Below are 17,677 nucleotides of genomic sequence, written 5' to 3'. Positions count from 1 at the left end.
TCAATTTTATTTTGAATTAATGTGCTTTTTAGTTGTAGTAATTTATTCATAATCAATATAATTTTTATTATTTAAATCAATTTTTCTTGTGTTTCTTTATTTAAGAAACTCTTTTTTTATCTATAGAATCTATACATATATTATAGTTTGTATTTTAGATAAGTTTAATTTTTGTCTTAATCTAAAACAAAAGTTAGACTTAAATGAAATTGAAAAGGCTAAAATTATCAAATAAAATAAATATTGTGGAGGTGATGAAAATCTAGTGATAATACAAAGACTAATCTTAACAAGAAAGTAGGGATTAATAGAAGTGGATAAAGAAATTGTATCAATTCTTCAGGTTTTATTAAATAGCACATTGATTACAGCTGACGAACTACAAGAAGAATCTAATGCATCAAAGAGGCAAATTACTTATAGAATAAATAAAATCAATGACATACTTAAAGTAAAAAAAGTACCACTTATATATTTAAGAGCTGATAAAGATATTATTGTTAAAAAAGATACAAAAGATGCAATTAGAGAAATCCTCGAAAAAAACTATTCTAAGAATACTTACTATTTTAGCAAAACAGAAAGACTTTTATATATGTATTTAATGCTTTTTATTAATCTGGAGGATATTTCAATTAATCATTTTATAGATTCTATAAAAGTAAGTAGGTCTACTGTAAATCTTGATTTTAAAGATTTGATACCAGAACTTGAAAAAAAGAACATTAAAGTTAAGAACAATCGTATAAACGGATATTACCTAGTCGGGAATGAGATGGAAATTAGAAGAGTACTTATTAAAAACATTATAGAAACTCTATCTAATGAGAAAAGTTCAAGAGTATTTGATATTTTTATTGAAGAGTATAAGTTAGATAGTTTTGAAGAAGCTAAAAAAATTATATTAAAGCTTGTAAAAAAATATGAAATTACTTTTGTTGAAGATAGATTAATAGAGTTTATATATATCTTTATCTTTCTAAAAGCAAGAATGTATTCAAATAGAATAGTTATTCAAGAAAATATAGATATTCCTAATATTGCAGTCATGAGTTCGATGAAGGAATACAAATTTGCTAGGGAGTTATTAGAAGTATATGAGAGTAAAGAGAAGATAAAATCTCATAATATAATGTATATTAGTGCTTGGATTTTAGGTATATCAGTAGGAAATGATGAAGAAGATACAGAAGATAGAGCTGTTATTTCAAAAATTGTAAATAAAATGATGACAAAGTTTGGATATTTAAGTGGAGTTTATTATATAAGTCAAGAAAAAATATTTAAGAGACTATATTCTCATTTTAGACCAGCCTATTACAGACTTTTATTTAAATTACCTATTTATAATCCAATTTGTGAAAAGGTAAAAGAAGAATATAGATTAGTTTATAGAATTGTGAGTAATGCAATGAAAGAGTTTTGTGGGCTATTTGGAGAAGACATTCAAGAAGAGGAATTGGCATATTTAACTATGCATTTTGCAACCCTTTTCTCAGATAAAAAAGAGTTTGATGGACCTAGAAAAAGGAGAGCATTGATAGTTTGTTCAAATGGTGTTGGCAGTTCAGCTATTTTACATGCAGAACTTACAAGCTTGTTCCCTGATTTGCATTTTCTACCAATACTAGAATCCTCTGAACTGGGAAATATTAGTGAATCTGTAGACATTGTGTTTACAACTAATTATAAGGCGGAGGGTTTAAAAACAGATGTGCCAGTGATTAAAGTTAGTCCTGTTATGACCCCAAAAGAAAAATATAAGGTTACACGTGAAGTGTACATTCAATTGGGTGATATTTTTTTAAGGCAACCTAAAATCGATGAGGTTATGGATATAATAAAAAAATATGCGAAAGTAACTTCTGAAAGTATGCTTTCAAGTGAGTTATTAGCCTATTTTACACAGATAGAAAATTTTACGTCTAAGGAAGGAGAAGGACCTATGCTAAGTGACATTACTAATGAAACGCTAATAAAACTAAGGATAAAAGCTAAAGATTGGGAGGAAGCTATTAGACAGTCAGCTTCTGTCTTAGTTGAAAATAATAAAGTAACTGAAGCCTATGTAGATGCTATGGTTAATTCAGCAAAAGCGTCTGGACCATACATAGTAATTACAAAACATGTGGCACTTCCACATGCTAGACCAGAAGCAGGGGCAAAAGAAATTGCAATAGGGATTGCTACTTTAGAAAATCCTGTTGAATTTGGAAATGATAATAATGACCCTGTAAAATATGTATTTTGCTTAAGTGCAATAGATAATAATAGTCATTTACGTGCTATGTCAGAGTTAGTTGAACTATTGGAAGAAGAAGAATTCTTTAGAGTTTTGGATAATGCTAAGGAAGCTAATGAAATTATTGATTTTATAAAAACACATGAATTATAAAAGGGGGATTTAATTATGTATAAAATTTTAATCGCATGTAGAGCAGGAGTTGGCTCAAGTTTGATGTTAAAAATAAAGACTCAACAAATTATTAAGGAAAATAATTTTCCAATTGAAGTAGAGCATGGTTCATTAGACTCCTTAAATGGATTCAATGGAGATGCTGTAGAAACATTAATTGATGTTGCTGAAGAGTTAAAAAATAAAAATTTGAAATTTGATATAATTGGAATTCACAACATTGTTGACCGTAATGAAATTAAAACAGCATTAGAAAAATTTCTTGCATCAAAAGAAAAATAAAATTTAATAGAATAAGGAGGGCTATTTATGGAGTTTATTATTAGTTTATTGAGTACGCCAGCTGTTTTACTTGGTGTAGTTGCATTTATAGGATTGATTCTTCAAAAGAAACCAGCTGTTGAAGTATTTACTGGAGCTTCAAAAACACTTATAGGTTTCTTGATATTTGGTATTGGTGCTTCAGCTATGACTGGAGCATTACAGAACTTCAATAAATTATTTCAACAAGGTTTTGGAATTACAGGTGTTATAGCTTCACCAGAAGCAGCTACTGCACTTGCACAAGGTACATATGGTTTTGCGGTTTCATGTACATTGATTCTTGGATTCATATTAAACTTAGTTTTTGCACGTATTACAAGATTCAAAAATATTTTCTTTACAACAGGTCATAGTTTATTCTTTTCTTGTGTATTAGTTTTGATTATGAAAGCACATGGATTCGATAACACAATTACTATTTTAGTGGGTGGTACTATCTTAGGATTTATGTCTGCTGCATTACCTCAATTCTGTCAACCATTTATGCGTGAACTGACAGGTGGGGATGAACAAGCTATTGGTCACTTCAACATGATTGGTTATGGCTTATCAGGTTATATTGGTCGTTTATTTTCAAAGCATAAAGAAGAAACAACAGAAGCGATTAAATTTCCTAAGTGGTTATCAATATTTAGAGATTTCTTAATGGGTCTGTCTATAGTTATGTTAATCTTATTCTATGTAGCAACTTTAAAAGCTGGACACGCATTTACTCAGGAACTTGCTGGCTCAACACATTGGTTAGTATTCCCTCTTATAGAAGCATTTACATTCGTAGCTGGTATGTCAATATTAATGTCTGGTGTTCGTATGTTCTTGGCTGAAATAACTGCAGCATTCGTAATTATTTCAGAAAAATATATTCCAGGTTCACGTCCTGCATTAGATGTACCAACAGTATTTCCATACGCACCAAATGCAGTTATTATTGGATTTATCTCAGCATATGCTGCTGGTCTATTAGCAATTGTTATTATGGCATCATTTCCTAATATATTCCCTGTAGTAATTATTCCAGCTGCTCATATATGTTTCTTCTCAGGTGGTACAGCTGCGGTATTTGGTAATGCATCAGGAGGATGGAGAGGAGCTATTGTTGGCTCATTCGTTGTAGGATTATTTCTTGCATTCTTACCAGTTATACTATATCCAGTTTATGGAACACTTGGTATAGAAGGAGCAACTTTCCCTAATATTGATTATAACGTGGTTGGTTCAATATTACATAATATTTTACAATTTATAAAACCTATCTAAAACATATTAATATTATACAAGGATAATAGGTATTCCTATTATAATTTTAAGGAGGATAAATCTATGGTAGAAAATACATTACCTGTATTTCTAGAGAATCTATCTAATGAAGTTGCAACGTTCATTGCTTCAATAGATGAAGTATCTATAAACAAAGCATGTGATTTAATTTTCGAAGCAGAAAGAAGTTATGGACGTGTGCATGTAACTGGTATTGGTAAACCAGGTCATGTATCAGGGTATATTTCTTCATTACTTTCATCTACTGGAACACCAGCATATGTATTGCATGGTACAGAAGCAGTACATGGGTCAAGTGGTCAAGTACTTGAGGGTGATGTTGTTATTGCAATATCGAATAGTGGTGAAACTCAAGAATTAAAAGCAACTGTTGAAACATTAAAAGCAAATGGAGCAAAAATAATTGGGGTGAGTGGTAATGTTGATTCATACTTAAAAAATTCTTCTGATATATTCCTATTTGCAGGCGTTAAACAGGAAGGAGATTGCCTTAATAAGGCTCCTCGTGCATCAATTCTTGCTGAAACTATAGTATTACAATCATTAAGTGTTGCACTTCAGTACGCTAAAGGTCTTGATGCAAAGCAGTATTTAAAGTGGCATCCAGGAGGAAGTCTTGGAAAGTCTATTAGAGAGGGAATATAATTTTATGAAATATAAAGGTATTATATGTGCAATGATAACTCCATTTGATGAAAATCAAAATATCAATCCACACGCAACATGTGAATTGATTGATTATCTAATTGATAGAGGAATCTATGGATTATTTATTTTAGGAACTAATGGTGAATGTCATGTGCTTACAGATGATGAAAAGGTTGAATTTGCAAAGATTGTTATCAATCACACTAACAATCGTGTACCTGTTTTTGTTGGAACAGGAGGTAATTCAACTCGTGAAGTTATAAGTTTATCCAAGAGAATGGAAGAAATAGGTGCAAGTGCATTATCAATTATTACGCCATATTTTGTAACACCAACACAACAGGAATTAATTTTACATTATAAAACTATTGCTAATGCAGTTAACTTACCAATTATGATGTATAACATGCCAAGTAAGACTGGAATTAATATTGAACCTGAGTCAGTACATGAATTATCTAAGGTAAAGAATATTGTTGGAATAAAGGATAGTAGTGGTAAGCTTGATAATATAAAAGCTTATATTGAAATAACTAGGAATGAAGACTTTAGTGTATTTTCAGGTTCAGATTCCCTTATTCTTGATACTTTGAAATCTGGTGGGCAAGGTGCTGTAGCAGCCACAGCAAATTTTTTAACAGAGATTGATATTGCTATTTATGATAACTTTATTAAGGGTGATTTAAGAGCAGCTCAAAAAGCTCAAAATAGTATTGAAGAACTTCGTCGTATCCTAAAATTTGGGACTATTCCATCTGTTATAAAGAAAACTGTTGTCTTGAATGGAATTAATGTTGGGACTGCACGACTTCCTGTAATTGAGCCAATGGGAGAATTGCTTGAAGAAATTAAGCAAGTAGTTGAAAATTATAAAACTTTATTCAATAAAAACTGTGAGAATAGATAACACAGATAGTGACATCACATTGACATATAACTAATATAGTATTGTAAAATGGGATTGGAATTAATGAAGAATCAAAATGCTTTGATGAATGTAGAGGTGAATGGTATGAAAAAGATGAATATAACTAAAAGAATGGTAGAATGTGGAGCTCTAGCAATTGTAAGAGTGGAAACACTTGAGCGTGCATGTGAGATTGCTGAAGGCTGTATTAAAGGTGGAGTACCAGTTATAGAAATGAGTTATACCTTGAATAATGCTGGAGAAATCATTCAAGGGCTTAGCAAAAAGTATGGTAAAAGACTTTGTGTGGGTGCTGGAACAGTTTTGGATAGTGAAACAGCTCGTCATGCCATTTTACATGGAGCTCAGTTCATTATTGCACCGAATTACAATGAAGGTGTAGCAAAAACTTGTAATAGATATCAAATTCCTTACGCACCAGGGTGTACATCACTAACAGAAGCAGTAGATGCATTGAGTTTAGGAGCTACCTTTATCAAAGCTTTTCCAATATCAGATTTCTATGGACCTAAACTAGTAAAGGTATTTAAAACACCAATACCTGATATGCCAATATTGGCAAGTGGTGGAATTACTCTTGATAACTTGCATATATGGTTGGAAAATGGTGTTGATGTGTGTGGATTTGGTGGGTTATTAACCAAGGGTAGTGTTGAAGATATTGCTGAAAATGCCAGAAAGATTCGTGAAACAATTAAAAATATAAGAAAAGCTTAAAGTTAGAGCTGTTGCTGAACAATTATAAATTGATGTGTAACAGCTTTTTTTTTACGAAGAGTAGCTTATTTTCAAGAAATAAATTTCATTTAAAATTCCAAAAAAGGAGTTGAATTTAAAATTTGATTAGAAAAAAATCAATTTTAAGGCAACTCCTTTATTATTTTTTTATTTGAAATGTAGATAAATTCAGCAATGCAACTAATAGTTAACATGGTGCAACTATATAAGTCTTGTGAATAAATCAATAAATAAATATAATTTAAATTGAGATGAGGTGATTATGTTGAACTTGGGGGAAAGTTTAAAAAGACTAAGAAAAGAAAGAAATCTATCACAAGAACAACTTGCTGAAATGCTAAATGTATCTAGGCAAGCTATATCAAAATGGGAATCCAATAAAACATATCCAGATATAGAAAATTTAATACTATTAAGAAATCTATTTAATGTAACTTTAGATGATTTGATAGTTAATACAAATAAAACTGAAGCTGAAGATACGATTGTACCAGGTAAATTACCTACTGATAATATCGCAGATTATGATAAAAATGAGGAAGAAAATGACCCATCAGATAATTTAATTATAGGTGGTTTTATAATTGGCATCTCAATTGGATTTGTCACAAGTAATTTTATGTGGGGGATAGTTGGTAGTTTTATAGGTATGGGAATTAGTTATATACTTGACTATGTAAAAAAATAGAATAAATTAAATTTTAAAAAAGTTAAACCTACAGATTTACTTTTAGTTGAAGATTGAGGTAGTTTTTCTGATGCTATATTAGATAATAATTATCTAGGTATAACCACTTACTTTTTAATTATTGATAAGAAAGAAAATAAATTTATTAAACAATTTTAGTACATTTACTGTAGTACACTTAAAAATAAAACTTTATAATAATGAATAATTAACATAGACCATATAAGATAATTACTTATGTGGTTATTTTTTAGTGAAGAAATTACTTTTAAAAGTATAGCAAATAACTATACTATAAGTAATAGATACAGTTTTTATGTGTATAGTATATAACATAGAATAAAAAACAAAGAATATATTTAATTGATATTAAAAAGAATTTAAGAATAGATAGTATCTCTAAGTTTAAAAAAATGAATATTAATATATAATTAACTCGAAAAACATATAGTTTTATAAGATAATTTAGAAGAATATTTAAAAATACGTATTAAAAATAGCAATGGTCAATCAGACTTGTAGAGTTAATACAAAACACTGTAGATAGTATATTTAAATTGATATGATTTTCTATTATTTTTTCCATAATTTCAATGGTTTTATCTTATTTTTCTATTTAGAAAAGGACTGATTTAAAGTTCAAGTTATGATATAATTTCATTAAAAGAAGGCAAATTTTAGATAAATATCAGAAAATTATGGTTAAGAAACAATAAGTTCCACCCTATATATAAAATTAATCAAGTTTTGTTTGCAATAAATCAAACCTATTGCCTAAATTAGAAGAAATCAATTTGTATAATTTTTGAAGTTGTAGCATTAGGGAAATCAACAATAGCCATACCTTTAGCATTCAAGCTGGACGATGTGTGAAAATTTAAAAGTTAAATAAAACAATATTGTAAATAAAATAATTTGACACACTGATTATTCACTTTTATCATTATGCTAATTAGCACAATAGATTAGAAGTGGGTATAAAGAGAGGAGGATAATTAAAAATGAAGCAAGAAGATACTGGGACACATCGAATGTGTAAAGAAGAGAAAGTAACAAATAATGAAGTTATTTCAGAGGACATGCTAAAAGCTATGGATATTGGAGTTAGTAAGCATATTTTAGATGATTCATTTACAATTATCTGGGGAAATACAGCTTTTTATCAGTTGTTGGGATATACAGAGAAAGAATTTTTGTCTCATTTTTCTAGTCTTAGACATTATTATGAAGATAATCTTTATCATTTTGAAGCTATGAAAAGTCATTTTTTAGATGCTTATCAGAATGGTAAGAAAAGTGTAGAATATCAAACTTGCATTCCAGTAAATCATGGAGAATATGTTTGGGTAATAATGACTGGTATATTAGTTGAGCCACAGGAGGATGGAAAAGCAATAGTCTATATCATATATTCAAATATTGATGAGTTAAAAATTAGACAGAATGAACTATATGAGATGGAAAAAGAAAGTACAGAGAGTTTTAAGTGGATGATGTCAGAGTATGCTGGAAATGTATATATAAGTGATATGGATACATATGAGTTGTTGTACGTAAATAAACAGTCATGTAATACTCTACAGGCATCAGCAAATGAGGTGATTGGGAAAAAATGCTATGAGGTAATTCAAGGTAGAACTTCCCCATGTCCATTCTGTACCAATTCATGTTTAAAAAAAGATGAGACATATGAATGGGAGTTTTACAATTCCAAGTTGAAGCGAACATTTATGATTAAAAATCGTATGATAAATTGGGAAGGACACAGAGCACGCATAGAGTTGTCTTATGATATGTACAGTTCTGAGTATAGACTTGCAAAAAAAGATCAGGAAAGAGAATCAATCCTGAAAACTATTCCAGCAGGAATGATTCGAATGGATGCAAGGGATTATCTTACAATACTCTGGTATAATGATATATTTCTGAATATGATTGAATATACAAAGGAGCAGTTTAAAGAGGAACTTAATAGCCAATGTTTATATTTATATCCTGAGGATTATAAGCGTGCGAAGATGATGGCGCAAGATTTAAAAGAGTCTGGAGATAATGTTGTATTTGAAGCAAGAGCATATACGCGCTCAAAAGAAGAACGTATATGGACTATCACTCTATGTTATATTAGTGGAGAAGACAGTTGGGATGGAATACCATCTTTTTATAGTGTAGGACTTGATATTACAAAAGAAAGAAAACAGATTGAGAAATTGCAATACATAGCAGAGAAAGATGCATTGACAGGAATTTATAATCGTGCTGAAACAGAAAAGCAGATTAAGGAATATGTTGAACAAAATTTAGATGCTATGGGTGCGCTATTTATGATTGATACAGATAATTTCAAACATATTAATGATACAGAAGGTCACATGATTGGAGACATAGTGCTCACAGAGATGGCATCAGGCATGAAAAAAATAATGCGCGATAGTGATGTTGTTGGCAGAATAGGTGGAGATGAGTTTGCAATTTTTATGAAGAACATTTCTTCAACTAAAGATGCAGAAAAGAAAGCAGAAGAATTGCTGTATATGTTCCGTCATCTATTTCAGAAAGAAAAAAGCTCTGTAAAAGTAACCTGTAGTATTGGAATCTCTATATATCCGAAAGATGGTAATACATTCAAGGAAATGTATACAAGAGCTGATAAGGCTTTATATCAGGCAAAAAGTTTGGGTAAAAACAATTATGTCATCTATAATCATGATGCCTTTAAAGGCTTGGAAGAATTGAATTACTCTTCTCTTGGGACAGCTATTGATTCAGAAAAAAAATACGTCGAATCTTCTGATAATCTTACACGTTATATATTCCGTGTCCTTTATCAGACCGATAATATAGACCAGACGATTAATATGATACTTGAAATTATTGGTAAGCAGTTTAATGTGAGTCGTGCTTATATCTTTGAAAATTCAGAAGATGGTCGATACACTTCTAATACTTATGAATGGTGTAATGAGGGAATCATTCCTCAAATAGAATACTTGCAAAATGCTGATTATGAGGACTATGGAGATTATGAAAAACTCTTTGAAGATGATTCTGTTTTCTATTGTCGTGATGTACATACATTAAGTCCTGAATTAGAGGAATTGTTTTCTAGTCAAGACATACATTCCACACTTCAATGTGCATATAGAGAAGATGAGGTATTCAGAGGATTTGTTGGATTTGATGAATGTACTGGTCTACGTCTATGGACACAAGAAGAAGTCAGTACATTAGCTTTGATTTCTCAAGTTCTATCAATATTTTTGCAACGTAAGAAAAAGAAGAAATTAAATCAACAGATGCAGCAATACCAGGCTATTATAGATAGTATTGATCAATGTATTTATGTTGTTGATAAGGAAGATAATTTGTTATTGTATGGAAATAAAAGATTTAAGAGTACATATCCTAAATTACATATTGGGCAGTATTGTAATTATGACTCTATAGATATTAATAAGACTCTTATAACATGGAATCAAAAGGAAGCATATTTATGTGTCAGTATGATTTAGTAGTAAAAGAAGTACTATGTTGGGCATAAATTAAATTTTACTTTAGACAAAATATTTTCGTTGACTATAGGAAATATTAGAGTTCTTATTTAAGGAATTAGGTAAATTTTGTAATGATATTGAAATATCAATTTATAAAAAATAGTATTAGTTTTAAAAGCAGTTGATTATAACAGATTGACTGTTTTTTCTTTTATAAATATTTAAAACTATAAGTACAAGGCTATATTTGTCAATATAAGTATAATGTGGTATCATATAGGCTCAAAAGAAATTTTATATATTTAAAAATAAAATTAAAAATAATAAATGGAGGACATATGAATATGGAAAATTTGCCAAATTGCCCGAAATGTAATTCAGAATATACTTATGAAGATGGAACTCTTCTAGTTTGCCCAGAATGCTCTCATGAGTGGACTTTAGAACTAGATACAGAAGAAGATACAAACATTATTAAAGATGTAAATGGAAATGTGTTAAATGATGGAGATGCTGTGACAGTAATCAGAGACCTTAAAGTAAAAGGAAGTTCATCATCTATAAAAATAGGAACAAAAGTAAAAAGTATACGTTTAATTCATGACCCATCTGATGGGCATGATATAGAATGTAAAATAGATGGTTTTGGAGCTATGAAACTAAAGTCTTCTGTTGTCAAAAAAGCATAGTATAAAAAATTTGTGGTATTTATGAAATAATCTATATAGCTATTATACAAATATAAATTTAAGACTTTAATGTAGTAATAGAAAATTCATTAGGAGGGTAACGTATGTGTTATTTTTTAAAAGGTGAAGAACAAGATTATTATGTAAATAAAGTAATGGAAGAAATGAAAAAAGTAGTACCTATAGTATACAGATGCTGTGAAGATAGTGAAGATGGAGAAGCAGTAGTTGGGTGTGACGAAAATGGGGAAGCAAAGTTATGGATAACATTTGGCCCAAATGAAAGATTAGAAATGGATAAACACATAGAAAAAGGTACATTACTAGAATATATTATTGGTTAAGAAAGAAATCTTATGATTTCTTTCTTTTTTTGTGACAAATTTAGATTATATATTTAAAAAGAAAATTAATGATGCAATACAAACATCAATTCACATTGGAGAATAAAAAGCGAAAAATTTTTAGTTTATTCTGCAATGTGTAATATTAGACTATTGTGGATGCAAAAACTATTGGCATGAAAAAGGCATTGTCACAAATATTAATATTGATAGATTACTGTATACTATTGGAATAAAGGACACTTTAACTTATAATTAAGAAGAAGTAATTTTGTATAAATAGTTTAAAAATGATTTGTTAATAAATATTAATTTATATTATAAAATGTAAAAATAAAAGGAGAGTAAATATGAAAGCTATACATAGAGATACATATAATAATCAATTATTTAAAGATTTAAAAATTGATTGTGAAAAGTGCTTTGGACTTTGTTGTGTGGCACTTTATTTTTCTGCTTCAGAAGGTTTTCCTGCTGATAAGGAATCAGGTAAGCCATGCACTAACTTACAATCAGATTTTAAATGTTCTGTACATAAAAATCTTAGAAATCAAGGATTTAGAGGCTGTACTACGTATGATTGCTTTGGTTCGGGTCAAAAGGTAGCACAGGTAACATACAAGGGAAAAAACTGGATACAAGAGCCAGAATTAGCAAACCAGATGTTTGAAGTATTTTTAATTATGAGGCAGTTACATGAAATGTTATGGTATCTTAAAGAAGCATCTACATTAGATATACCTAATTCAATCAAAGAAAAACTCAATCTAATAATTGAAGAAACTGATGAGCTAACTAATATGAGTCCAGAACAACTAATAGATTTAGATATAATATCACATCGAACAAAAGTTAATTCATTATTGTCACAAGCTAGTGACTTTGTACTAGAAAAAGCTAAATCCTTTGTAAAGACTTCTAATTTTAAAAATAAGAAAAAATTAAGTAAAAGTATAGATTTAATAGGAGTAGACCTTAGAAAAACAAATTTAATAGGAGCAGATTTAAAAGGTAAATTTCTTATAGCGGCTAATTTAAGGGAAACAGATTTAAGTGGTGCTAATTTGATAGGGGCAGATTTAAGAGACTGCGATATTAGAGGGGCAAATCTTAAAAATAGTGTATTCCTTACACAATTACAGATTAATACTGCAAAGGGAGATTCTAATACGAAGTTACCAGATACACTAGTACATCCTAAATACTGGGATAAATAATTAAATTATTACATAACTTTACAAAATATGAACCTTTTTGACTCCAGTTCATAGTATATATTAGAGATTCTTTAGAGGAATTTCTTAATATATAATATAATAGGAGAGATATAAAAATGAGTTGTCAAAATTGTAAATGTGAAAAAAATTATATGTATGAGGATTATAAATATAATAAGTGTAATAAGTGCTATAATGACTATGAAGAAATGACACATGTCCATGAATACTCAGAAAGTGTTAAATTAGCAGAAGAATGTGAAGATAGACATAATCATCGTGCTGCAGGAGTTACAGGTGAAGTTATACCAATAAATGGCGGAACAAATCATGTTCATAAAATAAATGATAATGTAGATTTTCTTGACCATTTCCACAAGATATGTGTTACAACAGGTCCAGCAATTAATATACCAGGAACTAATAAGCATGTTCACTTAGTATGTGGAAATACTACTGTTAGTGATGGTCATTGCCATAAATTCCTTTTTACTACTCAAATAGAAGCACCTTTAGTATAAACTAAGGTAAATTATTGTAGCAAATTTATTGAATGTAAGTAAAGTATAAAAGTGTATTATATACAATGTTTAAACTTAATGAGGACTATGATATTAGCTTTCATAGTCCTTTATAACTTCTATCTTTGATAAAAAAGAATATTCATTTATAAGTATCAGAGGCATTTTAACTAGTATTCAACAGTGAATTTATTTGCCCAAAATACATGATTATAAATTATAATAAACTATTTACAAAATAAAATTTTATTGTGATTATACTTAACATAAGGTTGTACTATGTAATTAAAATATACTATGGAGAGGAGATTATTATGAGCTCTGAAATAGTTTTTGAAGTTAAACAAAGGAGTGCAAAAGAGCTTCAAGAGATGTTACAAATTTGGGAATCATCAGTAAGAGCAACACATGATTTTTTGACAAAAAAAGATATTGAATCTTTGAAGCCAGTAGTTAAAATTGGTTTGACACAAGTAGAAACTATGGTTTGTTTAAAAGTTGATAACATGATTAAAGCTTTTATGGGAATAGATAAAGATAAAATTGAAATGTTATTTATAAAAGATGAATATAGGGGTAATGGTATTGGAAAAAAACTAATATTATATGCTATAGATAAATACAATATAAAATATGTTGATGTAAATGAACAAAATAAAAAAGCAGTGGGATTTTATATTCACTTAGGATTTAAAGAGTTTGATAGGTCTGAAATAGATGGGCAAGGGAATCCATTTCCAATATTACATATGAGGCTAAGTTAATATAGATATAGTTAAATGAAAAAATATGCATATGAAAATATAAATATGCATATAGAGAATTCTACAACTTAAATAAAATTGTAATTGTCCTAATCTATTTGGGTAAATATGATACTATATTTGCTACAGAACTTACAAATGATAATACACTAAAATATGACTGTAAAGAAGGAAGAAAGTTATATTTAGTTATTGTTTGATATGTCCAATAAAATAATATTATAAAATGATAAACCTTATAATTTTAATTCTAGCAATTAAATTTGAAAATAATTTATTTTATTTTCTATAGATTCAGCACTATATTAAATATATAAGCAAATACAAGTTAATAGTAAAAAGCACTTTCTTAAGAAGAAGAAAGTGCTTTTTTATTTGTGAATAGTTGTAAATATAATAATTTGAGAGATATTAAATTATAAATTATTAAAAGATAATATATATTTAAGTGATTTACAGGTTAAAATATAATAAAAAGATTAAGGGGATATCATGAAAAAGAAAGTTTTAAATAATTTTATAAAATTGGTGAAATATAACTGGAGTACATTAATTCTATTTGAGCTATTTCATAAAGGATTAGCTTTGTTGATTATATTACCATCAATCAAACTTGTATTAAGTAGCTCTATGAAAAGTGCAAATATAGTGTATTTAAGTACTGATAACATAGGAGAAATATTAACGAATCCTCTATCAATAATATTAGCCATACTGTCAATTATAATATTGGCGTTTTATATGTTTTTTGAATTTACTTCAGTGATTATTTGTTTTGATAAATCACGAATTTCTGAAAAAATTACTTTGTTTAAACTTATTAAATTATCCTTAAGAAAATCTATAAACATATTGAATCCTAAAAATATATTATTATTTGTGTTTGTATTACTAATAGTTCCATTAACGAATATAGCCCTAACCTCAGGCTTTATAGGGAAAATAAAACTTCCTGAATATATATTGGATTATATAAGTTCTAATATTGTTCTGAATATAATTTATATGGTTTTAATTTTAATATTATATATATCAGTCATTAGATGGATTTTTAGTATACATGAGGTAACTCTAAATACAAATAGTTTTAAAGAAGCAAGGAAAAAAAGTGCTAGCCTTACAAAAGGAAAAGCAATAAAATTAATACTTTATTCCTTAGGATTATCTCTAATAATTACTGTTATGGGGTATATAATTTATCATGTTATTATTATATTGATAGGAATATGGACTAAAAATTACACAAATGCAAACTTTTTAAAAGATATATTTATTAGTAGATGCATTATGTTTAATGATTATGCAGCATTTATTTCATCAATAGCTATATTTATAATTAGTACTGGATTTATTTCTGCATTTTATTATGAATATAATGACATTCGTGTCTATAAAAAGAATCTAGAAAAACAAAAAAACTCAATAAAGTCAGTATTAAAAGTTACTTTGAAAATAGTAGTAATTTTATTTATCTTACATATTGAGTCAATGATGTACTCTTTAAATAATGATATTTTATTTAATACTTCATTTTTTTACAACACAACAGCAACGGCTCACAGGGTTTCAGCGTTGGTTGCTCCAGAAAACACTATAGCAGCATTTAAAGAAACCTTCATAACTCAAGCTGAATATGCTGAAATTGATGTTCAAGAAACTAAAGATGGAGAGTTGATTTTATTTCATGACTATAATTTTGAAAGAGTCACTGGTGTAAATAAAAATGTTTGGGAAGTGAATTATGATGAAATTAAGACATATGATGTAGGAAGTCATTTTAGGTCAGATTTTGCTGGGGAGAAAATACCAACTCTTGATGAGGCAATGAAGTATTCTAAAGGCAAAATAAAATTGCTAATAGAAATAAAGCTTAATGGTCATGAAAAAACTGATGTAGAAAAAAGAGTATTAGAGCTAATTAAATCAAATAGAATAGATAATCAATGCGTTGTAGCATCCATGAATAAAAATGTATTAAAAAGGGTTAAAAAATTAAATCCCAATATGGTAACTTGTTATTTAACAGCAGTTGCATATGGGAATTTTTATGACTGGGACTATGTTGACATATATGGAATAGAGTCCACCTTTATAAATAAAAAGGTAGTAGATAACATACATCAAAAAGGAAAACAAGTTTTTGTATGGACTATTAATAGCAGTAAATTAATGAAAAAAATGATTATTTTAAATGTAGATAGTATAATTACAGATAATCCATTTTTAGTAGATGATGCAATTTATTGGCAGAAAAATGGATTCATAAATAGAGTAGCTAATTATTTATTTAGGCATGATTCTGATAAAGATATAATTGAAGTGTATTAGACTAAAAAATGTGCAAATTCCAAAATAATAATATATTTATTTTATAATATTTTTAAATAACCGTATCATAGTGAAGAGATACGGTTATTTTTATTTGTTAATAACTTTGTGTCTGTAATCATTTCCCCATTCATGCATTGAATTTAGAACTGGCTCAAGACTATAACCAGTTTCTGTTAGAGTATATTCTACCTTTGGAGGAACTTCTGGATAAACTTTTCTAGTTACTAAGTCACTTTCTTCCATAGACCTTAAGTTTGATGTTAAAACTTTTTGAGTTATATCTCCAATAGATTTTTTGATTTCACCAAATCTTTTAGTACCATCTAATAGCTCTCGTATAATTAATACCTTCCATCGATTACTGATGAGTTGTAAAGTAATCTCTACAGGACATTCAGGTAAATCTTTTTTCATAAATCACAACATCCTTTCTTTAATAATCTTCTTTAAAGTATTATATCATTTTAGGGAATATGTATAAAAATTTCTTTTAAATATATAAGTATTAAAAAAATAAACTGTGCCAATAGTTTCTATTAGGTAACTATAGTACTTTAAAGTGCTTACTATACAATAGATACTAATGAGCTTATTATATTATTAAAGAAATAAAAAATACAACAAATTATTTTAGGGGGTAGATGAAATGAATGAAGTAGTAAAATTTTTAAAGGAAAATCCAGTTCAATATTTTGCAACAATAGGAGCGGATGGAAAGCCAAAAGTTCGCCCATTCCAATTTATGATTGAAGAATGTGGAAAATTATATTTTTGTACAAGTAATGAAAAAGATGTATTTAAACAAGTTAAAAAAAGTCCATATGTAGAAATAACTACGTCAACTCCTGAATTTGCTTGGATAAGACTATGTGGAAAAGTCATATTCTCAGACAATAAGGATATAAAGAAAAAAATAATTGAATCTAGTGAACTTGTTAAATCAATCTATAAGAATGAAGATAATCCTACTTTTGAAATATTTTATCTTGAGGACGCTAAGGCTGTAATCTCAGATTTTTCAGGCGAGCCACCAAAAGAATATAGTATTTAATACAAAAAAATAATTAATATCAAGAGCTAGCAATATTATTTTAACAACATTAAAATAGAATTTAAGTTAGATGATAATATTATACTTGTTTTAACATAATTAATTTTAAGAAATAAAATAAATGTTTAAAAATCTTATACAAATCCATCACATTACAAATATATAAGAGAGTCATATTATATGAAATTAAATGATTCTCTTGTTTATTTGTATAAGTTTATATATTGACATTGACGCTACGTAATT

Annotated in this window: 16 protein-coding genes; 15 read left to right on the top strand and 1 reads right to left on the bottom strand. The window is 28.3% G+C overall.

The features are described from left to right. Positions 1 to 313 precede the first annotated feature (313 nt). The 14 genes from IC174_RS15075 to IC174_RS15010 all read left to right on the top strand — a co-directional run bounded on the left by IC174_RS15075 (position 314) and on the right by IC174_RS15010 (position 16,377). Entirely contained in the window at positions 314 to 2,395 is a 2,082-nt protein-coding gene (locus IC174_RS15075) for a BglG family transcription antiterminator (RefSeq protein ID WP_227483306.1), read from the top strand. 15 nt (positions 2,396 to 2,410) lie between these two features. Continuing rightward, a complete protein-coding gene (locus tag IC174_RS15070) occupies positions 2,411 to 2,698 on the top strand; it encodes a PTS sugar transporter subunit IIB (protein WP_227436477.1) in 288 nt (95 codons plus the stop codon). Positions 2,699 to 2,725: 27 nt separating this feature from the next. Further along, positions 2,726 to 3,997 carry a PTS ascorbate transporter subunit IIC gene (locus IC174_RS15065; RefSeq protein WP_227483305.1) on the top strand — a complete coding sequence of 424 codons (1,272 nt, stop codon included), beginning with the start codon at positions 2,726 to 2,728 and terminating at the stop codon, positions 3,995 to 3,997. Between the two features lie 63 nt (positions 3,998 to 4,060). Beyond that, positions 4,061 to 4,663 carry a KpsF/GutQ family sugar-phosphate isomerase gene (locus tag IC174_RS15060; RefSeq protein WP_227436474.1) on the top strand — a complete coding sequence of 201 codons (603 nt, stop codon included), beginning with the start codon at positions 4,061 to 4,063 and terminating at the stop codon, positions 4,661 to 4,663. A gap of 4 nt (positions 4,664 to 4,667) precedes the next feature. Continuing rightward, positions 4,668 to 5,573, top strand: a complete 906-nt coding sequence (gene dapA / locus IC174_RS15055) for a 4-hydroxy-tetrahydrodipicolinate synthase (RefSeq protein WP_227483334.1) — start codon at positions 4,668 to 4,670, stop codon at positions 5,571 to 5,573. 105 nt (positions 5,574 to 5,678) lie between these two features. Beyond that, a complete protein-coding gene (locus IC174_RS15050; RefSeq protein ID WP_227436597.1) occupies positions 5,679 to 6,311 on the top strand; it encodes a ketohydroxyglutarate aldolase in 633 nt (210 codons plus the stop codon). Positions 6,312 to 6,594: 283 nt separating this feature from the next. After that, positions 6,595 to 7,020 (top strand): helix-turn-helix domain-containing protein, encoded by a 426-nt coding sequence (locus IC174_RS15045; RefSeq protein WP_227483304.1) that lies wholly within the window; start codon positions 6,595 to 6,597, stop codon positions 7,018 to 7,020. Positions 7,021 to 8,021: 1,001 nt separating this feature from the next. Beyond that, entirely contained in the window at positions 8,022 to 10,532 is a 2,511-nt protein-coding gene (locus IC174_RS15040; protein ID WP_227483303.1) for a diguanylate cyclase domain-containing protein, read from the top strand. 326 nt (positions 10,533 to 10,858) lie between these two features. Continuing rightward, positions 10,859 to 11,203, top strand: coding sequence for a zinc ribbon domain-containing protein YjdM (locus IC174_RS15035; protein WP_227436468.1), 345 nt, complete (start codon positions 10,859 to 10,861; stop codon positions 11,201 to 11,203). 104 nt (positions 11,204 to 11,307) lie between these two features. After that, on the top strand, positions 11,308 to 11,547 hold the full coding sequence (locus IC174_RS15030) for a hypothetical protein (RefSeq protein WP_227436466.1): 240 nt from the start codon (positions 11,308 to 11,310) through the stop codon (positions 11,545 to 11,547). Between the two features lie 350 nt (positions 11,548 to 11,897). After that, positions 11,898 to 12,764: a pentapeptide repeat-containing protein gene (locus IC174_RS15025; RefSeq protein WP_227483302.1), complete on the top strand. Its 867-nt coding sequence runs from the start codon at positions 11,898 to 11,900 to the stop codon at positions 12,762 to 12,764. Between the two features lie 116 nt (positions 12,765 to 12,880). Then, on the top strand, positions 12,881 to 13,285 hold the full coding sequence (locus IC174_RS15020) for a YmaF family protein (RefSeq protein ID WP_227436462.1): 405 nt from the start codon (positions 12,881 to 12,883) through the stop codon (positions 13,283 to 13,285). Between the two features lie 314 nt (positions 13,286 to 13,599). Further along, positions 13,600 to 14,049, top strand: a complete 450-nt coding sequence (locus IC174_RS15015; RefSeq protein WP_227483301.1) for a GNAT family N-acetyltransferase — start codon at positions 13,600 to 13,602, stop codon at positions 14,047 to 14,049. A 492-nt stretch (positions 14,050 to 14,541) separates the two neighbouring features. Then, entirely contained in the window at positions 14,542 to 16,377 is a 1,836-nt protein-coding gene (locus IC174_RS15010; RefSeq protein ID WP_227483300.1) for a glycerophosphodiester phosphodiesterase, read from the top strand. A 90-nt stretch (positions 16,378 to 16,467) separates the two neighbouring features. Here the strand turns inward: IC174_RS15010 and IC174_RS15005 are convergent, their stop codons facing one another. Further along, positions 16,468 to 16,794: a winged helix-turn-helix transcriptional regulator gene (locus IC174_RS15005; RefSeq protein WP_227436457.1), complete on the bottom strand. Its 327-nt coding sequence runs from the start codon at positions 16,792 to 16,794 to the stop codon at positions 16,468 to 16,470. A 232-nt stretch (positions 16,795 to 17,026) separates the two neighbouring features. Here IC174_RS15005 and IC174_RS15000 point away from each other — a divergent pair, with 232 nt between their 5' ends. Beyond that, complete coding sequence (locus IC174_RS15000) at positions 17,027 to 17,431, top strand: pyridoxamine 5'-phosphate oxidase family protein (RefSeq protein ID WP_227436455.1); 405 nt, start codon at positions 17,027 to 17,029, stop codon at positions 17,429 to 17,431. Positions 17,432 to 17,677 lie beyond the last annotated feature (246 nt).

Source organism: Clostridioides sp. ES-S-0001-03 (genome assembly GCF_020676075.1).
Lineage (GTDB): Bacteria > Bacillota > Clostridia > Peptostreptococcales > Peptostreptococcaceae > Clostridioides.
Note: the sequence above shows the minus strand (reverse complement) of the source record. Positions and strands in the feature narration are given on the sequence as shown.

Coding starts and splice junctions, on each gene's coding strand:
- IC174_RS15035 (WP_227436468.1), top strand. CDS start 10,859: ATGGAAAATTTGCCAAATTGCCCGAAATGTAATTCAGAATATACTTAT.
- IC174_RS15005 (WP_227436457.1), bottom strand. CDS start 16,794: ATGAAAAAAGATTTACCTGAATGTCCTGTAGAGATTACTTTACAACTC.
- IC174_RS15030 (WP_227436466.1), top strand. CDS start 11,308: ATGTGTTATTTTTTAAAAGGTGAAGAACAAGATTATTATGTAAATAAA.
- IC174_RS15065 (WP_227483305.1), top strand. CDS start 2,726: ATGGAGTTTATTATTAGTTTATTGAGTACGCCAGCTGTTTTACTTGGT.
- IC174_RS15040 (WP_227483303.1), top strand. CDS start 8,022: ATGAAGCAAGAAGATACTGGGACACATCGAATGTGTAAAGAAGAGAAA.
- IC174_RS15050 (WP_227436597.1), top strand. CDS start 5,679: ATGAAAAAGATGAATATAACTAAAAGAATGGTAGAATGTGGAGCTCTA.
- dapA (WP_227483334.1), top strand. CDS start 4,668: ATGAAATATAAAGGTATTATATGTGCAATGATAACTCCATTTGATGAA.
- IC174_RS15070 (WP_227436477.1), top strand. CDS start 2,411: ATGTATAAAATTTTAATCGCATGTAGAGCAGGAGTTGGCTCAAGTTTG.
- IC174_RS15020 (WP_227436462.1), top strand. CDS start 12,881: ATGAGTTGTCAAAATTGTAAATGTGAAAAAAATTATATGTATGAGGAT.
- IC174_RS15045 (WP_227483304.1), top strand. CDS start 6,595: ATGTTGAACTTGGGGGAAAGTTTAAAAAGACTAAGAAAAGAAAGAAAT.
- IC174_RS15025 (WP_227483302.1), top strand. CDS start 11,898: ATGAAAGCTATACATAGAGATACATATAATAATCAATTATTTAAAGAT.
- IC174_RS15060 (WP_227436474.1), top strand. CDS start 4,061: ATGGTAGAAAATACATTACCTGTATTTCTAGAGAATCTATCTAATGAA.
- IC174_RS15000 (WP_227436455.1), top strand. CDS start 17,027: ATGAATGAAGTAGTAAAATTTTTAAAGGAAAATCCAGTTCAATATTTT.
- IC174_RS15010 (WP_227483300.1), top strand. CDS start 14,542: ATGAAAAAGAAAGTTTTAAATAATTTTATAAAATTGGTGAAATATAAC.
- IC174_RS15015 (WP_227483301.1), top strand. CDS start 13,600: ATGAGCTCTGAAATAGTTTTTGAAGTTAAACAAAGGAGTGCAAAAGAG.